19 protein-coding genes are annotated in these 16472 nt (G+C 67.1%); 11 read left to right on the forward strand and 8 right to left on the reverse strand.

Translation table 11 applies throughout. The features are described 5' to 3' along the window. Positions 1 to 15 precede the first annotated feature (15 nt). The 4 genes from FHG09_RS10165 to FHG09_RS10180 form a co-directional block, all read right to left on the reverse strand. Positions 16 to 816 (reverse strand): SDR family NAD(P)-dependent oxidoreductase, encoded by an 801-nt coding sequence (locus FHG09_RS10165; RefSeq protein WP_152347522.1) that lies wholly within the window; start codon positions 814 to 816, stop codon positions 16 to 18. A gap of 43 nt (positions 817 to 859) precedes the next feature. Next, complete coding sequence (locus FHG09_RS10170; protein WP_152347523.1) at positions 860 to 2233, reverse strand: NAD-dependent succinate-semialdehyde dehydrogenase; 1374 nt, start codon at positions 2231 to 2233, stop codon at positions 860 to 862. 119 nt (positions 2234 to 2352) lie between these two features. After that, the gene (locus tag FHG09_RS10175) at positions 2353 to 2754 is read right to left on the reverse strand and encodes a general stress protein (RefSeq protein ID WP_193627351.1); all 402 of its coding nucleotides are present in this window, start codon (positions 2752 to 2754) and stop codon (positions 2353 to 2355) included. Positions 2755 to 2882: 128 nt separating this feature from the next. Then, entirely contained in the window at positions 2883 to 4223 is a 1341-nt protein-coding gene (locus FHG09_RS10180; RefSeq protein WP_227492688.1) for a hypothetical protein, read from the reverse strand. Positions 4224 to 4254: 31 nt separating this feature from the next. Here FHG09_RS10180 and FHG09_RS10185 point away from each other — a divergent pair, with 31 nt between their 5' ends. From FHG09_RS10185 to FHG09_RS10215, 7 genes are read left to right on the forward strand one after another with little or no spacing between them, the layout of a single operon-like run. After that, positions 4255 to 4935 (forward strand): glycosyltransferase family 2 protein, encoded by a 681-nt coding sequence (locus FHG09_RS10185; RefSeq protein WP_152347526.1) that lies wholly within the window; start codon positions 4255 to 4257, stop codon positions 4933 to 4935. A 14-nt stretch (positions 4936 to 4949) separates the two neighbouring features. After that, positions 4950 to 5609, forward strand: a complete 660-nt coding sequence (locus FHG09_RS10190) for a DUF2064 domain-containing protein (protein WP_152347527.1) — start codon at positions 4950 to 4952, stop codon at positions 5607 to 5609. Next, a complete protein-coding gene (locus FHG09_RS10195) occupies positions 5606 to 6259 on the forward strand; it encodes a methyltransferase domain-containing protein (RefSeq protein ID WP_227492689.1) in 654 nt (217 codons plus the stop codon). The genes FHG09_RS10190 and FHG09_RS10195 overlap by 4 nt, the downstream gene beginning before the upstream one ends. A gap of 3 nt (positions 6260 to 6262) precedes the next feature. Next, complete coding sequence (locus FHG09_RS10200; protein WP_152347528.1) at positions 6263 to 7489, forward strand: molybdopterin-dependent oxidoreductase; 1227 nt, start codon at positions 6263 to 6265, stop codon at positions 7487 to 7489. Between the two features lies 1 nt (position 7490). Continuing rightward, the gene (locus tag FHG09_RS10205) at positions 7491 to 8024 is read left to right on the forward strand and encodes a hypothetical protein (protein ID WP_152347529.1); all 534 of its coding nucleotides are present in this window, start codon (positions 7491 to 7493) and stop codon (positions 8022 to 8024) included. Next, complete coding sequence (locus FHG09_RS10210; protein ID WP_152347530.1) at positions 8017 to 8832, forward strand: S-methyl-5'-thioadenosine phosphorylase; 816 nt, start codon at positions 8017 to 8019, stop codon at positions 8830 to 8832. The genes FHG09_RS10205 and FHG09_RS10210 overlap by 8 nt, the downstream gene beginning before the upstream one ends. Continuing rightward, positions 8829 to 9872 (forward strand): NAD-dependent epimerase/dehydratase family protein, encoded by a 1044-nt coding sequence (locus FHG09_RS10215; RefSeq protein WP_152347531.1) that lies wholly within the window; start codon positions 8829 to 8831, stop codon positions 9870 to 9872. Before FHG09_RS10210 ends, FHG09_RS10215 begins: the two co-directional genes overlap by 4 nt. 290 nt (positions 9873 to 10162) lie before the next feature. Here the strand turns inward: FHG09_RS10215 and FHG09_RS10220 are convergent, their stop codons facing one another. The 4 genes from FHG09_RS10220 to FHG09_RS10235 all read right to left on the reverse strand — a co-directional run bounded on the left by FHG09_RS10220 (position 10163) and on the right by FHG09_RS10235 (position 12595). Next, positions 10163 to 10555 (reverse strand): hypothetical protein, encoded by a 393-nt coding sequence (locus tag FHG09_RS10220; protein ID WP_152347532.1) that lies wholly within the window; start codon positions 10553 to 10555, stop codon positions 10163 to 10165. Positions 10556 to 10641: 86 nt separating this feature from the next. Continuing rightward, on the reverse strand, positions 10642 to 11625 hold the full coding sequence (locus FHG09_RS10225; RefSeq protein ID WP_152347533.1) for a M56 family metallopeptidase: 984 nt from the start codon (positions 11623 to 11625) through the stop codon (positions 10642 to 10644). Beyond that, on the reverse strand, positions 11622 to 12011 hold the full coding sequence (locus tag FHG09_RS10230; protein WP_152347534.1) for a BlaI/MecI/CopY family transcriptional regulator: 390 nt from the start codon (positions 12009 to 12011) through the stop codon (positions 11622 to 11624). Before FHG09_RS10230 ends, FHG09_RS10225 begins: the two co-directional genes overlap by 4 nt. Continuing rightward, complete coding sequence (locus FHG09_RS10235; RefSeq protein ID WP_152347535.1) at positions 12008 to 12595, reverse strand: hypothetical protein; 588 nt, start codon at positions 12593 to 12595, stop codon at positions 12008 to 12010. Before FHG09_RS10235 ends, FHG09_RS10230 begins: the two co-directional genes overlap by 4 nt. Positions 12596 to 12721: 126 nt before the next feature. Here FHG09_RS10235 and FHG09_RS10240 point away from each other — a divergent pair, with 126 nt between their 5' ends. From FHG09_RS10240 to FHG09_RS10255, 4 genes are all read left to right on the forward strand, one after another. Then, positions 12722 to 13441, forward strand: a complete 720-nt coding sequence (locus FHG09_RS10240) for a DsbA family protein (RefSeq protein ID WP_193627352.1) — start codon at positions 12722 to 12724, stop codon at positions 13439 to 13441. Positions 13442 to 13444: 3 nt separating this feature from the next. Continuing rightward, on the forward strand, positions 13445 to 14653 hold the full coding sequence (locus tag FHG09_RS10245; protein WP_152347537.1) for a hypothetical protein: 1209 nt from the start codon (positions 13445 to 13447) through the stop codon (positions 14651 to 14653). Positions 14654 to 14752: 99 nt separating this feature from the next. After that, positions 14753 to 15499: a DsbA family protein gene (locus FHG09_RS10250; RefSeq protein ID WP_152347538.1), complete on the forward strand. Its 747-nt coding sequence runs from the start codon at positions 14753 to 14755 to the stop codon at positions 15497 to 15499. Further along, a complete protein-coding gene (locus tag FHG09_RS10255) occupies positions 15499 to 16470 on the forward strand; it encodes a cytochrome c biogenesis CcdA family protein (protein WP_152347539.1) in 972 nt (323 codons plus the stop codon). The genes FHG09_RS10250 and FHG09_RS10255 overlap by 1 nt, the downstream gene beginning before the upstream one ends. Positions 16471 to 16472: the final 2 nt, after the last annotated feature.

Consider the following 16472-nt stretch of genomic DNA (forward strand, 5'->3'; position numbering starts at 1 on the left):
GGGCGCTCTGGCGCACTAGATCGTGGCGACGGATCCGGCGTCCACGCGATAGTTCGAGCCGTTGACGAAGCTCGCGGCGTCCGAGCATAGGAATGCGATGACCTTGGCCACCTCCTCCGGTCGGCCGCGGCGACCGAGTTCCATGAACGGACGCTCCTCGCGCAGGAACGAGGCGATGGCCTCATCGAAGCTCGTTCCCTTCTGCTGAGCTCGCTCATTCATCATCTCGTCGGTCATCGGGGTTGCGATGAACGCCGGAGAGACGGTGTTGACCAGCAGTCCTTCGGAGGCGTAGGTGCGCGAGAGTCCCTTGGCCAAGGAGAGCATGCCGGCTTTGGCCGCACAGTACGGCAGCTCGTCGTCATAGGGCTGCACCGCGTCTTCGGAGGACACGAACACGATACGGCCCCAGCCGCCTCGGCGAAGTCCCGGAAGGAACGCCCGAGTGACACGGACCGGTCCCATGAGGTCGACGTCGATGGTTCGGTCCCAGCCCTCCTGGCTGATCTCATGGAACAGCCCGCCGGCCCCGTGAATGCCGGCGACGTTGACGAGGATGTCGAGGTCGCCGACCTCGGCGGCGACGGACGCGGCGAGTTCGTCGACTGATTCGTCATCGGCGATATCGGCGTCGTGGGCGTAGATCCGTTCCTTGAACTCGGCGAGTTCGTCGACTGCGGCTTTGAGTTCGTCGGGCTCGGGCCCGGTCATCACGACGACGGCTCCTTCGGCGAGGAGCTGACGGGCCGTCTCCAGTCCGATGCCCGAACTCGCCCCCGTCACCAGTGCCTTGCGGTCGCGGATGTTGAGATCCATCTGTCTCCTTCCAGGTATCTCGGACGGCTGTCGGTCTGCTGCGTCAGGGGGTGCGGATGAGCTTCTTGTTGACGAATTCGCGGATGCCCTCGGCGCCGAGCTCCCGTCCGACGCCCGAGCGCTTCGTGCCCCCGAAGGGCAGGTCGGGTTCGGTCCAGGTGGCCTGGTTGATCCAGACCATTCCGGTGTCGATGCGGTCGGCGACGCGTTGGGCCTTCTCGATGTCGTCGCTGACGACCGTGCCGCCGAGGCCGAAGGACGAGTCATTGGCGAGGGCCACGGCTTCGTCCTCGTCTGCGACCGAGTAGACGACTGCGACGGGTCCGAACAGCTCTTCCGAGTAGGCGCGCATCTGTTCGGTCACCCCGGTCAGCACCGTGGGTTCGACGAAGGCACCCGGTCGGTCGACTCGGTGCCCGCCGGTGTGGACCTTCGCGCCGTGGTCGACCGCGTCCTCGACCTGCTCCATGAGGTCTCGGGCGGCCTGTTCGGAGGACAGAGGTGCCATCGTGGTGACGGAGTCTGCAGGGTCGCCGGCGACGAACTGCGACATCTTCGCCGTCAGCAGATCCACGAACTCGTCGTAGAGATGTTCGACCACGATGAGGCGCTTGGAGGCGATGCAGCTCTGGCCGGAGTTCGTCATCCGCCCTTTCACGGCGGCGGTGACGGTCGCGTCCAGATCCGCGGAGTCGAGGACGACGAACGGGTCGCTTCCGCCGAGTTCGAGGATCGACTTCTTGAGGTTGTTCCCCGCACCGCTCGCCACTGCTGCACCAGCACCTTCGGAGCCGGTGAGCGATGCGCCTCGCACCCGTTCGTCGGCGATGATCGTCTGGATCTGGTCGTTGTCGGCGAAGACGTTGCGATAACAGTCGGACGGCAGCTGCGCATCGTTCATGACCTGTTCGAAGGCCAGAGCCGACTGCGGACAGTTCGATGCGTGTTTGAGGATGATGGTGTTGCCCGCCACGAGGTTCGGTGCGGCGAGTCGGGCGACCTGATAGTAGGGGAAGTTCCACGGCATCACGCCGAGGATCGGGCCGATGGGTTCGCACTTCATCACGGCGCTGCCTCCGCTGGCGGGTTCGAGCCGTTCGTCGGAGAGGAGCAGGGGTCCCTCTTCGGCGTAGTAGCGCAGGATCCTCGCTGCCAGTTCGACCTCTGCTTCGGCCTCAGCGCGCAGTTTGCCCATTTCGAGTGTGAGGAGCTCAGCGAGGTCCCACCTGCGCTCGTCCATGAGATCCGCCGCTCGGGCGAGCGGGACGGTGCGGTCACGGACATCGGTCGTCCGCCATGTCTGGAAGGCCGCGTCGGAGGCGTCGATGACGGCGGAGATCTCCTCGTCGCTGGCGGTGGGAAATTCCTTGAGGACCTCTCCGGTCGCCGGGTTCGTGGTGTTGAATTTCGCGGTCACGGCTTCTCCTTTCCTCGAGGTTCGGGAGGTGCTCTGCGGAGCAGGAATCACGTCTGCTCCGCGACCTCTGCCGAACCGAGACTCCACCGTCCCAAATCTCGATGACCGCGACCAGCCCCTTACGGTGTCCGGCCTTTGCCTTTATAATCCGCACCGAGATCGGGGTCGTCGATCACAAGCAGAATCGCTCCGTTGTCGAGATCGCTTTCGAACTTCTCTATCTCTTCGGAGTCGAAGCCGTACCGCTGAAAGCGCTTTCTGAGTTCGTCGCCTCTTTCGTTGTACCGTTCGTCCACGAGTTCTCCGACGCCTTTCAGAGTTCCGCCGGCGCCGGTGCCGACCACTTCGTCGGCGCCTTCCGCGTCATGGGCGAAGACGTGCAGGGCCGTCTTCGGCACGCCCTCCGACGCGAGCTTCTGCAAGTGGTTGAGCACACCGATGTCGTCGTGAAAGGTCTTCACGGTCGGCTTCTGACTCGTCACGTCCGGCTTCTGTGAGTTGAGATCGTCGTTGCTTCCCATGCCGCTCAACATAGCATTGCAGAGTCGCCGGCACGACCGATTTCAGTCGGGCCGCTCAGGCCTGCGGTCCAGTCCGCGAACGGGCGGCGTCGGTGGTCGGGCGGGCCGGCGGTCGGGCGGCGGCACGTTCACCATTGTGTCGTGAGGAAATACTCGATGGCGATCGCGGAGGCCATCTGCGTCGCCAGCAGAGGGCGATGCCACCGCAGGGGCAACAGCGACGGCAGCAGCAGAACCCAGATCGTGAACGGCAGCCAGATGCGTTCGACCTCCGCCTTGCTCATGCTCGACAGGGTCGCCAAGAGGATCGTGAACAGCCCGGCGCAGCCCAGGACAGCGACCACGTGACGGTTACGGTCGCTCCGCCGCCAGGCTTCGGCAATGCCACGGGGAAAGGCCGCCCAGACTGCCAGACCGATGGTGAAGGTCCAGGCGCCGAGGTTCGCCCACACCCAGTAGGCGTACTGCCTTTTGGATTGGATTCCGTCGTAGTACCGAGTGACCAGCACGGGGAAGCCCTCCCACCAGCGGAACCCTGCCAAGGTGAATGCCGCAGCGACGAGCAGCGCACCGCCGAGCGCCCACAGCAGCGATTCCCACCTGCCGCCCAGCCAGATCACGGCGATCGCGAGGCACCCCAGCAGAACCAGACCGTAGGAGTAATAGACGCACAGGCCCAGCAGCAGTCCGGCCGGGAGACCGAAGGCGATCAGACGCGATCGGCGGACCGCCGTCGAAGCCAGCGCCAGCAGTGCCAGCCCCCAGGCGGCCGTCGCTGTGAACATCGCATCAGCGGACACGCCCATCCAGATCGCCGATGGTCCCGCGACCAGCCAGGGTGCAGCACGGCGTGCGTACTTCTCAGAGCCCAGGGTCTTAACGGTCAGCAGAACCGCGACCACCCCCGTGCAGCCGAGGGTGAGGACGATGATGCCCGCCGTGTACGGGTCCGTGATGCCGAGGCGATCGAGCACGATGAAGAACAGCGTTGCGCCCGGAGGGTGGCCGGCGATGTGAATGGGCCAATGGTCCTTCGCGTCCAGAGGCACTCGTTCGGTGAACCCCGAGAGGAACCCTGAGATCGACGGCACTTCCTTCGCATCGACGAAATACTCGCTCGGACGCGCAAACACCTTGCTGATGCTTTCCGAGCCCCCGACATGTCCCAGCGCGGCGGTCCACAGCCAGGACCCGGCGAAGACCGCGGCCAGGAAAGGGCCCCACTTCAGTGCGGAGGTCACTCGTCGCCAGCACAGGAGACCGGTCAGCGCCACCAGCGCAGGAAGCACCAATGTGGGGGTGAAGCCAGGCGACCATCTCGCCTTCAGCGGAGGCCAGAAGATGAAGACGTCCGTCCCTGTGGCACGCGGCCAGGCGATGGCGAAGGCGACGAGAACCGCTCCGATGAGTGTGCTGACGACTGCTGCGACCCAGGCCTTGCGAGAGAGGAAGGGGGCTTGTGTGGGCACGTTCACATTCTAACACTGGTAGTGTCACCCTATGCCCGATCCCTCCGCACGTGAGCCGCTTGCCTGCACTGTTGTGATTCCGTGCCGCGACGAGGCACCAGCATTGCCGGGAGTGTTCAGAACGATCCCCGACGGCATGGATGTGCTCGTCGTGGACAACGGTTCGGTCGACGACACGGCAGACGTCGCCCGCGACCTGGGTGCCGAGGTGGTCCATGAAGAGGTCGCCGGCTACGGCGCTGCGGTGCACACAGGAATCCTCGCAGCCACGACCCCCTTGGTGGCAGTGATCGACGGCGACGGTTCGATGGACGCCGGCGACCTGGTCGAGCTGGTGTCCGTGGTGGACGGAGGAACGGCCACGATGGCGGTCGGACGCCGCCGACCGGAGAACAGCGGCAGCTGGCCATGGCATGCACGGGCCGGAACCGCCGTGCTCGCCTGGTGGATACGACACAGCAGCGGTTTCGCAGTGCATGATCTGGCTCCGATGCGGGTCTGCCGTCGGGACGATCTGCTTGCCTTGGACGTCAGAGATCGGAGGTTCGGCTATCCGCTGGAGCTGATGATCAGGGCCTCTCGGGCCGGTTGGACCGTGCATGAGAAGGACGTCGTCTACCGTCGGCGCGCACAAGGCACGAAGTCCAAGGTCTCCGGGACGGTGCTGGGGACGTGGCGGACCATCGTCGATTTCGCGGGGGTGCTGAGGTGAGGGCGGCGCCGACGATGCTGGTGGTCGCCAAGGCACCCGTCCCCGGTCAGGCCAAGACCCGGTTGGCGGCAACCGTCGGCGATGACACGGCCGCGCGGATCGCCGCCGCTTCACTGCTGGACACGCTCGAGGTCGTGGACGGTCTGGGATGGCCCGTGGTCATCGCGATGACCGGTGACCTCGGTCAGGCCGCGATGGGAGACGAACTCGCCTCGGCATGCGGCAGGCACCAGGTCATCGCCCAACGCGGAGACTCCTTCGTCTCCCGGCTGATTGCCGCTCACCACGATGCCGACGCCGGTCACGGTGTCATCCAGATCGGCATGGACACGCCGCAGCTCACGACGTCCGCCCTCGAAACGGCGGCAACTGCTCTGGAGGGCCACGACGCCGCACTCGGTCTGGCCGAGGACGGAGGCTGGTGGGTGTTGGCGGTGCGGAGACCCGGTTGGTCGTCCTGCCTGAGTACGGTGCCGATGTCGAGGCCCGATACCGGCGAGCGCACCGAGGAGGCGCTCCTCCGCGAGGGCGCTCGGGTCGCCTCCGTTCCTGTCCTGGCCGATGTCGATCGCTGGGAGGACGCACGCGCGGTCGCTTCCCTCATCCCGCACAGCCGTTTCGCCGCCGAGGTCGCGCTGGCAGCCGACCGTGAACAGATCGGATCCCAGACATGACCGACACCATCGACTTCGCACCGCTCGACGCCTTGAATGAGGCGATGTCGGGTCACGACTGCGACGTGGTCAGGTCGGACGGCACGACGATCCGCTTGGATGTCCAACAGTGGATCAGCGCCCCCGATGCGGCCGACCATGCGCTGTTCCTGGACCGCTGCACCGGCCCGACCCTCGATGTCGGCTGCGGTGCAGGACGTCTCGCTGGCGCCCTGGCTGCTCGGGGAAGCACGGCTCTGGGGATCGATGTCTCCCCCGTCGCGGTGAGACTGGCCCAGGAACGCGGCGCGATCGCCGTTCACGGGAACGTCTTCGACGACGTGCTCGAGGAAGGCACCTGGCAGGACGCTCTGCTGGCGGACGGAAACGTGGGCATCGGCGGCGATCCGGTTCGGCTGCTGCAGCGGGTCCGCCAGCTCATGCACCCGGAGGGGTCCGTCCTGGTCGAGGTCGACGCGCCCGGGACGGGACTGGCCCACGAGAGAATCCGACTCCGCGTGCGAGGACAGCTCACCGGTGCCTTCACCTGGTCGCGGGTCGGTGCCGACGCCATCGCCGACGTGGCCGCCGCCGCGGGTCTTCACGGCTGCCGGCTGCACAGCCATGGGGGCCGCTACGCAGCCCAGCTGACCCGGGACGGGCGGGCCTGACCGATGCGCTGGCGCAGCCCTCTGCGCGGGCCGTGGCTGACATCGGTCTTCGGCGCCGCCCTCCTGGTCGCGCTGCCGGTGGTCACGCTGACCGGCCTGCTCTCCTACCTCGCCTATTCTCCGCAGCTGGGACAGGCCATCCCCGGGAACGTGGGCTGGCTTCGGCCACCGGCCGTGGAATGGCCGACTGCGCCCAAGTGGGCTTACCAACTCAACCAGGGAACCCATGTCGTACTCGGCATGGCGGTCATTCCGGTGGTGCTCGCCAAGCTGTGGTCTGTGACCCCGAAGCTGTTCGCGTGGCCGCCGGTGCGCTCCGCTGCCCATGCCCTCGAGCGGCTGTCCCTGCTGCTGTTGGTCGGCAGCATTCTGTTCGAACTCGTCACCGGCGTCTTGAACATTCAGTACGACTACATCTTCGGGTTCAGCTTCTACACCGCGCACTACTTCGGCGCCTGGGTGTTCATCGCGGCCTTCGTCGCACACGTGTGCCTCAAACTTCCGACGATGGTCTCGTCCCTGCGTTCCCGATCGCTTCGCGCCGAGCTGAGCACGCCTCTTTCCCAGACCCGCCCGGAACCCTCCGATGCCGAAGGACTGGTGGCGGCTCGCCCCGACCCGCCGACGATGAGTCGCCGCGGCGCCCTGGCGCTGGTCGGAGGAGGATCTGCGCTGGTGGTGCTGCTGACCGTCGGCCAGTCGATCGGCGGCGCATTCCGGCCGCTGTCCGTGCTGCTGCCGCGAGGGCGGGTCCTCGGCGACGGGCCCAACGACTTCCAGGTCAATCGGACGGCCGCAGCCGCACTGATCAGCCCCGATGACACGGGGGCAGCATGGCGACTGAGGCTCAGCGGCGGTCACGACGACGTCGTGTTCGACCGAGCGCAGCTGCTGGCAATGCCCCAGCACACCGCCGACCTGCCGATCGCATGTGTCGAGGGATGGTCGACGACACAGACCTGGACCGGCGTCCGTCTGGCCGAGCTGGCCGGCCTGGCCGGAGTCGACGAACCGGCCTCGGCGCGGGTCGAATCGCTGCAGGAGTCAGGTGCGTTCAGGGCCGCCTCGCTGCAGCGCAATCAAGTGCTCGCGGCCGACTCGCTGCTCGCTCTGCGCGTCAACGGCGCAGACCTGTCGAGCGATCATGGTTTTCCGGCCCGGATCATCGTCCCGGCCATGCCCGGTGTGCACAACACCAAATGGGTGCGTTCCATCGAGTTCAGGAGCTGATATGCCGATCTCTCCCGGACGGTTCCGCGCGATCTACGGAGCCCGGCTGCCGCACCTGCTGGTGCTGACCGGGTGCTTCCTCCTGGCTGGCTGTGCGCTGTCTGCTCTGGGCCCGGACCGGCTGTTCGGAGCGGACGTGTGGTGGCAGTCCATCGCCGTGTGGTTCGTGGGCGCGGCGATCGTCGTCGACCTCATCCTGCTTCCGCTGTGCGCCGCGGCTAACCGAGGGCTCATCGCCGTCCTCGGCTCCCGGCGGGCCGTCCCGCACCCCGCCCCTCGAGTTCCTCTCGTCAACTACATCCGCGTACCGGTGCTCGCCAGCGGGCTGCTGCTCGTGCTGTTCCTTCCCGGCATCATCGAACAGGGTGCGCGTACCCACCTGGCCGCCACCGGCCACACCCATGCGCCGTTCCTCGAGCGCTGGCTGTGGCTGACGCTCCTGTTCTGCTGTCTCAGCGTCCTGGCCTACGCAGTCCGATCCTGCGTACGCCGGATACGAAGCACACCATCAACCGAAGGAGAACGTGATGACTGAATCACCCGACGTCGCCATCATCGGCGGCTCCGGCTTTTACACCTTCCTCGATGATCCTGAGGAGATCGAGGTCGAGACGCCGTTCGGCGCCCCATCGGCACCCGTCGCGATCGGCAGCCTCGCTCATGCGGGGACGAACCGGACCGTGGCGTTTCTGCCCCGACACGGCCAGGGCCACGAATACCCGGCCCACCGCGTGAACTACCGCGCCAATATGTGGGCACTGCGCAGCCTGGGAGTGCGGCAGGTGCTGGCACCGTGCGCAGTCGGCGGGCTCGACCCCGATCTCGGGCCCGGCTCTCTGGTGGTTCCCGACCAGCTGGTCGACCGGACATACGGTCGGAAGCAGACGTACTTCGACGAAGGCGCCTGCCACGTCTCCTTCGCCGACCCGTACTGTCCGCGGCTGCGCACGGCTCTGCTGGATGGACTCGCCGATGACCACGAAGGGCCGGTCGACGGTGGAACCATGGTGGTCATCGAGGGTCCGAGATTCTCCACCCGCGCCGAGTCCCAGTGGTATGCGGCACAGGGCTGGGACGTCGTGAACATGACCGGCCAGCCCGAGGCGATCCTGGCTCGCGAACTCGAGCTGTGCTATGCCACCGCAGCGTTGGTGACCGATCTCGACGCGGGCATCGACTCGTCGCACGCGGTCGCTCAGTCAGAGGTCTTCCGTGTCTTCGCCGAGCACACCGACCGCTTGAAGTCGAGCCTGCGAACCGTGATCGCCTCCCTGTCGACGAGGCGTCCGTGCAGCTGCTCCGAGGCGCTGGACGGCATGGCACTTCCCCTGGAGCTGCCATGAAGGTGCTTCTGACGGGCGCGGCCGGATTCATCGGACGACACATCAATGAGGCGGCGACCGCCGCCGGGCACCAGGTCACCGGCGTCGATCTGATGCTTCCTCAAGCCCATGGAGAGACCGCCGAGGTGCCCTCCGGGGTGATGCACGGCGACATCCGCGACCCGCGCCTCCTCGACGAGCTGCTCGCCGATGTCGACGTCGTCTGCCACCAGGCGGCCACTGTCGGCAACGGCGTCGATGCCCAGGACCTGCCCGGCTACGCCGCCCACAACGACCTCGGCACCGCCACCCTGCTGGCGGCGATGGCTCGGACCCGTACGACTCGGCTGGTGCTGGCGTCGTCCATGGTCGTCTACGGTGAAGGACGGTATACGTGCCCCGAGGACGGCGATGTGCCACCGGCGCCACGGCAGGACAGCCGACTGCGGCTGGGCCGCTTCGACCCGCTGTGCCCGCAGTGCGGAGGTAGGGTCGAACCGCACCTGATCGGCGAAGAGGCACCCTTTGCCCCGCGCACGGCCTATGCCGCGTCGAAGATCGCCCAGGAGAACTATGCCGCCGCCTGGTGCACCTTGGAATCGGGCCGCGCCATCGCTCTGCGCTACCACAACGCCTACGGGCCCGGCATGCCGGCGGACACTCCGTATTCCGGGGTTGCGGCCATCTTCCGCTCGGCGCTCGAGCACGGAGAGCCGCCTCAGGTCTTCGAGGACGGCAACCAGCTGCGGGACTTCGTTCACGTCGCCGACCTCGCTCGCGCGAACGTCGCCGCGATCGAAGCGGTAGGTGACCATCCCCTCGGTCTGAGCGCCTACAACATCTGCTCGGGCCAGACCTACACTATCGGCGACATGGCCCGACGACTGGCCACGGTGATGAACGGCCCTGAGCCGGTGGTCAACGGCCGATACCGGTCCTTCGACGTCAGGCACGTCGCGGCCTCCCCGCGGGCGGCCCTCGAAAGCTTGGGCTTTCGGGCCCGCATCGGTCCCGACGAAGGCATCGCCGAACTCGCAACAGCACCGCTGCGCCACCGCTGAAGGGTCGCAGGTCGTTCGAAACCAGCGCAGCGGGGGCCGTGATCGACCGATCTCGGCGACTTCCGCGTGAGTCCCTGATCTCGCAGGCCGGGGAGCGGAATACGACTGAGTGCGCCGAATCCTCTGTCGATCAGGGACGGGGGTCAGGCAGGGGTGCCGCCGAGCATCCCGGCGACCAGTCCGAGCACCGCCAGGGCGGCCAAGACGATGATGACTACACGTTTGCGCATACTCTCGATTCTACTGGGTCAGACCCGCCGTTCGTCGATGTCGCGGTTCGCCGACGGCACTCACCAGGGGTTGGCCTCCTGCCAGCGGGTGAACCAATAGCGGTCGCCCTGGTAGTGCGACTTCTCCGGCTTGCACCCCTTGAGATCCGAATGCTCCCCCAGCCAGGCCCGAACGAGGGGCCGAACCTCGTCCATGCGCTCGGCCCAGTCATCGAGCGGCAGCAGCAGAACCGTCCCGTCGTCGGAGGTCAGGCGGCACGAATAGTTCGGCAGTCCTTCGGTGATCTGCGAATGCGTGTAGCTGATCTGATCGCAGCCGGTGGTGAGGTAGAAGCGGATGAATTCACCGCAGACATAAGCGCACAGCGTCTTGAAGTTCCGGTAGCGGACCATCCATGCCGGGGGCGCATACTCGTGCTCGCAGTCCTGCTCCGCGCCCTCTTTTTCGTACATGAGTTCTATTGTAGGTCGGGCGGTCGACACGGGGAAGTCCAGCCGGAGTCCGACCGGTCGTCTGCTTCGCCGGAGTCCGTTCGCCGTCAGGGCAGAGTGCAGCCGGTGAGCAGAACTCCGACATAGGTGGCGATGACCGAGGAGAAGAGGACGCAGAAGGCGGTCAGCGCACTGCTCAGAGCCGCCGTCGGAAGCAGTCCCGGGGACATCCTCACGGGAGCGACGAGCTGCCGGACCCGGTCGGGCCCGGCGATATTCAGCGCATACGAACCGCCGAGGTGACCGCCCTCTCTCACCTGGGGCCCGATTTTGAGCAGGGCGCCGGCCAGGGCGGGAGTCCCTGCGACCTTCCGCGCACGATCATCGGCCGCGATCTCGAGGTAGAGCGGGACGGAGGCTGCGACCTCCGCGAAGAGCGGGATGAACCGCAGCGGGCGCACGAAGGCCTCCACCAGGGCCATGATCGCGTGGTGGCCCTGGTCGACGTGAGCCCTCTCGTGCTCGAGCACGGCCGTCAGCTCGCCGGGCTCCAGCGCCGAACACAGATCCTCAGACAGCACCACTCCCCCGTACCTGCGCGGCAGGGAGAAGGCCAGATGCCGGTGGCCGCTCACGATCTTGACGGTCCGTCCGGCCACCTCGACGTCGGCGGCCTCCTGACCGAGGAGTCGAGCCGTCTCAGCGTTCTCGCGGTGCCGCCGCCTGGCCAGAAGCCCACCGCGGATGAGGAATCCGAGGGTGACGGCCAGAGGCAGGAGGAGGAAGAGGACGACGGGGATGAGCGTGTCGATCTGAGCACCGCCGAAGGGGTTCGCTGCAATGAGGCAGCGCTGGCACACATCGCCGATGGGCATCGGCAGCACATCGGGGCCTTTGAGCAGCCATGCCGCCATGAGGCTGAGCGCGGTCACCACGGCCCAGGACAGCATCGGCAGCGACAGGAGGGCGAACACCGCCACGCGCGGGACGCGCATGAGGACCGGCGCGGCGGAGCGAACGAGGGCGGGACCGGCCCAGGCGAGGACGAAGGCGAGGGCGGCGACGCATGCACCGCCGATCAGCAGGCTCATTCGGCGACGCCCTTCGTGTCGAGGTAGTCGCGCAGCAGCCGGATGTCGGCGGCATCGATGCCCTCGACGAAGTGGAGGATCGACGCCGCACGATCCCCGCCGTCGACCAGGGCCGCCTGCATCGTCCGCGCGGTGTGCTGCTCACGGCTGACGACCGGGGCATGGAGAACCGAGCGGCCGCGACGCTCGCGACTGACGAGCCCCTTTCGCTCGAGGTTGGTCAGCACGGTGGCGATGGTCGTGTACGCAGGCTCGGCCGGCGAGAGTTCGATGATCTGCCGAACCGTGAGCGGTTCATGGTCCCACAGCAGTCCCATCACCTGCTTCTCGAGGGCGCCGAGGCGAATCGGCGAGGAGCCCCCATCCCGATCGTCATCGTGAGTCATGAGCGGACGCTCCTTTCGGGCGAGGGAAGCGGGCACGAGTACTGGCCCTTGAGGCGGATGATCACAGCCACCAGCAGGAGGATGACCGAAGCAGCAGCCAGGATCGGCTGGAGGGGTGCGAAGTAGGTCAAGGCGCCAGTGTAGCCCAGGGCGAGCAGCGCGATCTTGTTGCACACCGGGCATCCGACGGCGAACCATCCGAGCACTCCGCCCACGCCGCCGAGGACACCCGACCGCCCCTCGGAGGCGGCATCCGGACCACTCGAACGCCCCTCGGTCGCGGAGTCGTGGCCGCTCGACCCTCCCGCGGAAGCGGAGTCCCGGCCGCTCGACCCTCCCTCGGCTCTGGGGCTGCGCACGTAGGTGGCGATGAGCATTCCGAGCAGCACCGCGGTGAGGATCCACACCGGATAGTCCCACCACACGGGCGGGATGTCGCGGGCGAAGAGGGAATTGGGAATGAGCACTGTCGCGAGGCCGATGACCACGGCGGAGCCTGCCGCCGCGGCCACCGCTGCACCGATGCGCCTGCGGTCCCAGAGCAGGAGGCCCCGGTAGGCGTCCTTGACAGCATTGACGAGCATGAGGGTCCCTCTCCGATACGGCAGCCGATACGAGTCTACTATGCACATTAGTATACTATGCTTCTTAGTAAATACATCGACATCGCCCCGGCTACACCCCAACGACTTCACCTTCAGGAGGCTTTTGTGCTTCGCACCGAACGCGGCCCCATGTTCTGGCTCGTCCCGCTGACCGTCATCATCCTCGCCACCGTGGTCATCGGAATCGTCATCGCCAACCAAGGCGGCTCAGACGCCGATGCCCAGGAAGAGAGTTCGAGTTCGCAGAACGGTTCCGCCGAAGAAGACGTCGACCTGTCCTTCGTCGAGCACAGGGATTCCGAGGAGACGAATGCGGTCGGTGACGTCGACGCTCCGGTCACACTCGTCATGTACTCCGACTACCAGTGCCCCTACTGCGCTACATGGAACGAGGACACCCTGCCGGCGATGATGGACTACGTCGACTCCGGGGATCTGCGCATCGAGATGCGCGATCTCGCCGTCTTCGGCGAGGAGTCCGAGCGGGCCGCGCGCGCCGTCTTCGCCGCAGGCAAGCAGGATGAGTACTGGGACTATCACAACGCACTGTTCGAAGGCGGCGAGCACCGCCCGAAGTCTCAGCTCGACGACGACTCGCTCGTCAGCCTCGGCGAGGACCTCGGCCTCGACCCGATGCAGTTCAAACAGGATATGAATTCGACCGAGGCCCACGAGCAGTTCGAGACCGTCGCCTCCGAAGGGCAGTCGATCGGCGTTTCGAGCACCCCGGCCTTCGTCATCGGCGGCAAACCGCTGCTCGGCGCACAGCCGACCCAGCAGTTCACCGACGCAGTCGATGAGGCGCTCGCCCGAGCCGAGAGCTGAGCCATGAAGCGCCGCGCGGCAGCCGCCATGATCCTGCCCGCCTGCCTGCTCACCCTGGGCTCGCTGACCGCCTGCTCGAGCCTCGACGCGAACAGCGAATCGGCCGACCCCCGGCCGGTGCACTCGCCGGCCGAGACACTCCGCCCGGCCGAGACGAACGACTCGGGGACCGTCGGCGCCGGGGAGAGCGGGACCGGGGCCATCGACCCCGGCTGGGACGTGGCCGCACAGGAAGCCGAAGACGTGTTCCTGTCACTGCACGAGGCCGAGTCCGACCTCGAGTTCCGCGCCGTCGATTCGGACGGCACGATCCTGTGGTCGGCCCAGCGTCCGCGCGTATGCTCCGGCTTCCTCGTCAGCGACTCCGCAGACGGACCGGTGGCCGTGCTCATGGACCAGCAGCCCGGATCGGGCGGCCCGCTTAAGACGACGGCCTCAGGCTTCGATCTGCACACCGGCGAGAAGCTCTGGGGGCCCGTCGAGGTGCCCGGACCGCTGCTCGGCAGCGGCCTCGTCTTCGCCGGCCCGCCGGAGGACTTCATCGGCGCCGGCGGCCCTCGCACCGCCCTCGATCCCGCAAGCGGAGCGGAACTGGCCGTCGAGGACGGCGACGCACCGCGGATCCTCGCGCTCCTCGACAGCCACCTCGTCCTCGCCGACGGCGAGGAGCTCATCGGCCAGGACCTCGAGGGTCGACGACTGTGGACTCGCCCCGTCGCGGACCTCGGACTCACGGCCGCCGAGGCTCGTGAGACCCCCTGGGAGGCCGTCGGGGGCTCCCACGCACTCCTCGGCAGCGGCGGCGGGCAGCGCACCCTGATCGACCTGCGCTCGGGAGACACCGTCGCCTCCGGCATCGACGGCGCCGGCTTCGACTCGCACAGCCGCACACTGGTGACCAGTGACTCGAAGCTGCACGGCTTCGACCTCGACGGGACGAAGCGGTGGGAAGCACCGCTGGACGGGGATGCCGAACTCTCCGCCGTCGGAGCCGGACTCGTCGTCACCGAATCGGGCGCCGGGGATGCGGACGAGGATGGCACGCAGACACGGTCGGCCGATGACGGGCAGCTCCTCGATGCCGCCGAGGAGGCACCCGAGTCCGGGGACTTCGGCGCACCGCACCACATCGCCGACTCCGGTGCCCGCCTCGTCGGCGATCCCGGAAGCCCCCTGCTCATCCCGCCCGCGGACCGATCGGCGAAGAAATGACCGGCCGTCGATGCCGGCGGAAGTCGATGCGCAGCTTTCGGCCCGCGAGATCGATGAACTATAGTTTACTAAGCATCTTAGTAATTGAGGAGTGAGAGCATGGCCAAACATGCGGCACCGCGACCGCAGTACCGCTGGTGGATCCCCGCCACGGTGGGCGCCATCGCCGTGGCACTCGTGCTCATGATCCTCGTCATCGACCGCAGCGGCGAGGACGAGTCGACGCCCACGGCCGGTGGTGCCGGACCTGAATCCGAGGTCGTCGTCACCGAGGTCGCCGACCCCGAGCAGTCCGACCTCGGCGATGTCGACTCCAGCGAAGAATCGGATCCGATGTCCGACGGTCCCGCCGACGCACCCGTCAAGCTCGTCGTCTTCTCCGACTACCAGTGCCCCTACTGCGCCGCCTGGTCGCAGGACACTCTGCCGAAGATGCTCGACTACGTCGACTCCGGGGACCTGCGCATCGAATGGCGCGAGGTCAATGTGTTCGGCTCCGCGTCAGAGCAGGCTGCGAAGGCCGCCTATGCCGCGGCCCTGCAGGACAAGCACTGGGAATTCCACAATGCCCTGTTCTCAGACGGCAAGCCCCGCTCCCCCGATGAGCTCACACCCGAAGCCCTGACCACCGTGGCCGAGCAGATCGGCCTCGACACCGACCGATTCACCACGGACATGAACTCCAAAGAAACCGCCGAGGCGGTCGCGGACAATGCCGCCATGGGCACCGACCTCGGTGCGTTCTCCACCCCGACGTTCATCCTCGATGGGCAGCCGTACGTCGGCGCCCAGCCCACGGACGTCTTCGTCGATGCCGTCGAGACGGCGAAGAAAGGACAGAACTGATGGACATCAGCCTGATCAGCGCCTTCATCGGCGGAATCCTCGCCCTGCTCAGCCCCTGCGCCGCACTCCTGCTGCCGGCCTTCTTCGGCTCCACCGTCGGAGCGGGCTCGCGCCTGATCCTCCACGGCCTCATCTTCTATGTGGGCATGCTGCTCGTGCTCATCCCCTTGGGCATGGGCGCCGGCACGCTCGGGGCCCTGTTCACCTCCCACCGCGGCGCGATCGTCCTCGTCGCCTCGGTGATCCTCATCGTCTTAGGCATCGTCCAGTTCTTCGGCTTCGGCTTCGACCCGGCCAAGATGCTGCCGGGAGCCGATGCCGCCCGGCAGCGCTCCGCGCGGGCGACCGGATGGACGAAGACCTTCCTCCTCGGCGCCACGAGCGGGATCGCCGGAGTCTGTGCCGGGCCCATCCTCGGCGCGGTGCTGACTCTGGCCGCGACCAAGGGCAGCTTCGTCCTCGGCGGCATCATGCTCGCCGTCTACGGGGCCGGGATGGTCGTGCCGCTGTTCATCATCGCGGCGCTGTGGACCCGTGTGGGCGCCCGGACCCGGTCGGTTCTGCGCGGAGGTTCGGTCACCTTCTTCGGTCGCAGGCTGCCCATCATGTCGATGGTCACCGGTGTCCTGATGATCGTTGTGGGCATCGTGTTCTGGACGACCAACGGCCTCGTCTCGGCGCCGTCGCTGGTGCCCACGACCACTCTGGCTCATGCTCAGGAATGGGTGAGCTCGTGGTCCTCGACGACGACCGACATCATCGTCGTCTGCGTGCTGGCGGTACTCGCGATCGCCCTGTGGTTCCGACATGAGCGTCGCCGCGCCCGGCGAGCCGCTGCCGCGGACCAGGGCGCGGCCTCCGATCGGGGCACCGCAGCTTCCGACCAGGGTGGCGTGGCATCCGACCAGGGTGGCACCGCCTCGGCCGAGGAGTCGGCGAAGCCAACGCAGACGCCCGGGACGAAGCACTGAAC

The organism is Brevibacterium sp. CFH 10365, from assembly GCF_009299785.1.
Taxonomy (GTDB): Bacteria; Actinomycetota; Actinomycetes; order Actinomycetales; family Brevibacteriaceae; genus Brevibacterium; species Brevibacterium limosum.

Coding starts and splice junctions, on each gene's coding strand:
- FHG09_RS10190 (WP_152347527.1), top strand. CDS start 4,950: ATGCTGGTGGTCGCCAAGGCACCCGTCCCCGGTCAGGCCAAGACCCGG.
- FHG09_RS10215 (WP_152347531.1), top strand. CDS start 8,829: ATGAAGGTGCTTCTGACGGGCGCGGCCGGATTCATCGGACGACACATC.
- FHG09_RS10255 (WP_152347539.1), top strand. CDS start 15,499: ATGGACATCAGCCTGATCAGCGCCTTCATCGGCGGAATCCTCGCCCTG.
- FHG09_RS10225 (WP_152347533.1), bottom strand. CDS start 11,625: ATGAGCCTGCTGATCGGCGGTGCATGCGTCGCCGCCCTCGCCTTCGTC.
- FHG09_RS10230 (WP_152347534.1), bottom strand. CDS start 12,011: ATGACTCACGATGACGATCGGGATGGGGGCTCCTCGCCGATTCGCCTC.
- FHG09_RS10210 (WP_152347530.1), top strand. CDS start 8,017: ATGACTGAATCACCCGACGTCGCCATCATCGGCGGCTCCGGCTTTTAC.
- FHG09_RS10200 (WP_152347528.1), top strand. CDS start 6,263: ATGCGCTGGCGCAGCCCTCTGCGCGGGCCGTGGCTGACATCGGTCTTC.
- FHG09_RS10175 (WP_193627351.1), bottom strand. CDS start 2,754: ATGGGAAGCAACGACGATCTCAACTCACAGAAGCCGGACGTGACGAGT.
- FHG09_RS10185 (WP_152347526.1), top strand. CDS start 4,255: ATGCCCGATCCCTCCGCACGTGAGCCGCTTGCCTGCACTGTTGTGATT.
- FHG09_RS10205 (WP_152347529.1), top strand. CDS start 7,491: ATGCCGATCTCTCCCGGACGGTTCCGCGCGATCTACGGAGCCCGGCTG.
- FHG09_RS10165 (WP_152347522.1), bottom strand. CDS start 816: ATGGATCTCAACATCCGCGACCGCAAGGCACTGGTGACGGGGGCGAGT.
- FHG09_RS10235 (WP_152347535.1), bottom strand. CDS start 12,595: ATGCTCGTCAATGCTGTCAAGGACGCCTACCGGGGCCTCCTGCTCTGG.
- FHG09_RS10250 (WP_152347538.1), top strand. CDS start 14,753: ATGGCCAAACATGCGGCACCGCGACCGCAGTACCGCTGGTGGATCCCC.
- FHG09_RS10245 (WP_152347537.1), top strand. CDS start 13,445: ATGAAGCGCCGCGCGGCAGCCGCCATGATCCTGCCCGCCTGCCTGCTC.
- FHG09_RS10195 (WP_227492689.1), top strand. CDS start 5,606: ATGACCGACACCATCGACTTCGCACCGCTCGACGCCTTGAATGAGGCG.
- FHG09_RS10220 (WP_152347532.1), bottom strand. CDS start 10,555: ATGTACGAAAAAGAGGGCGCGGAGCAGGACTGCGAGCACGAGTATGCG.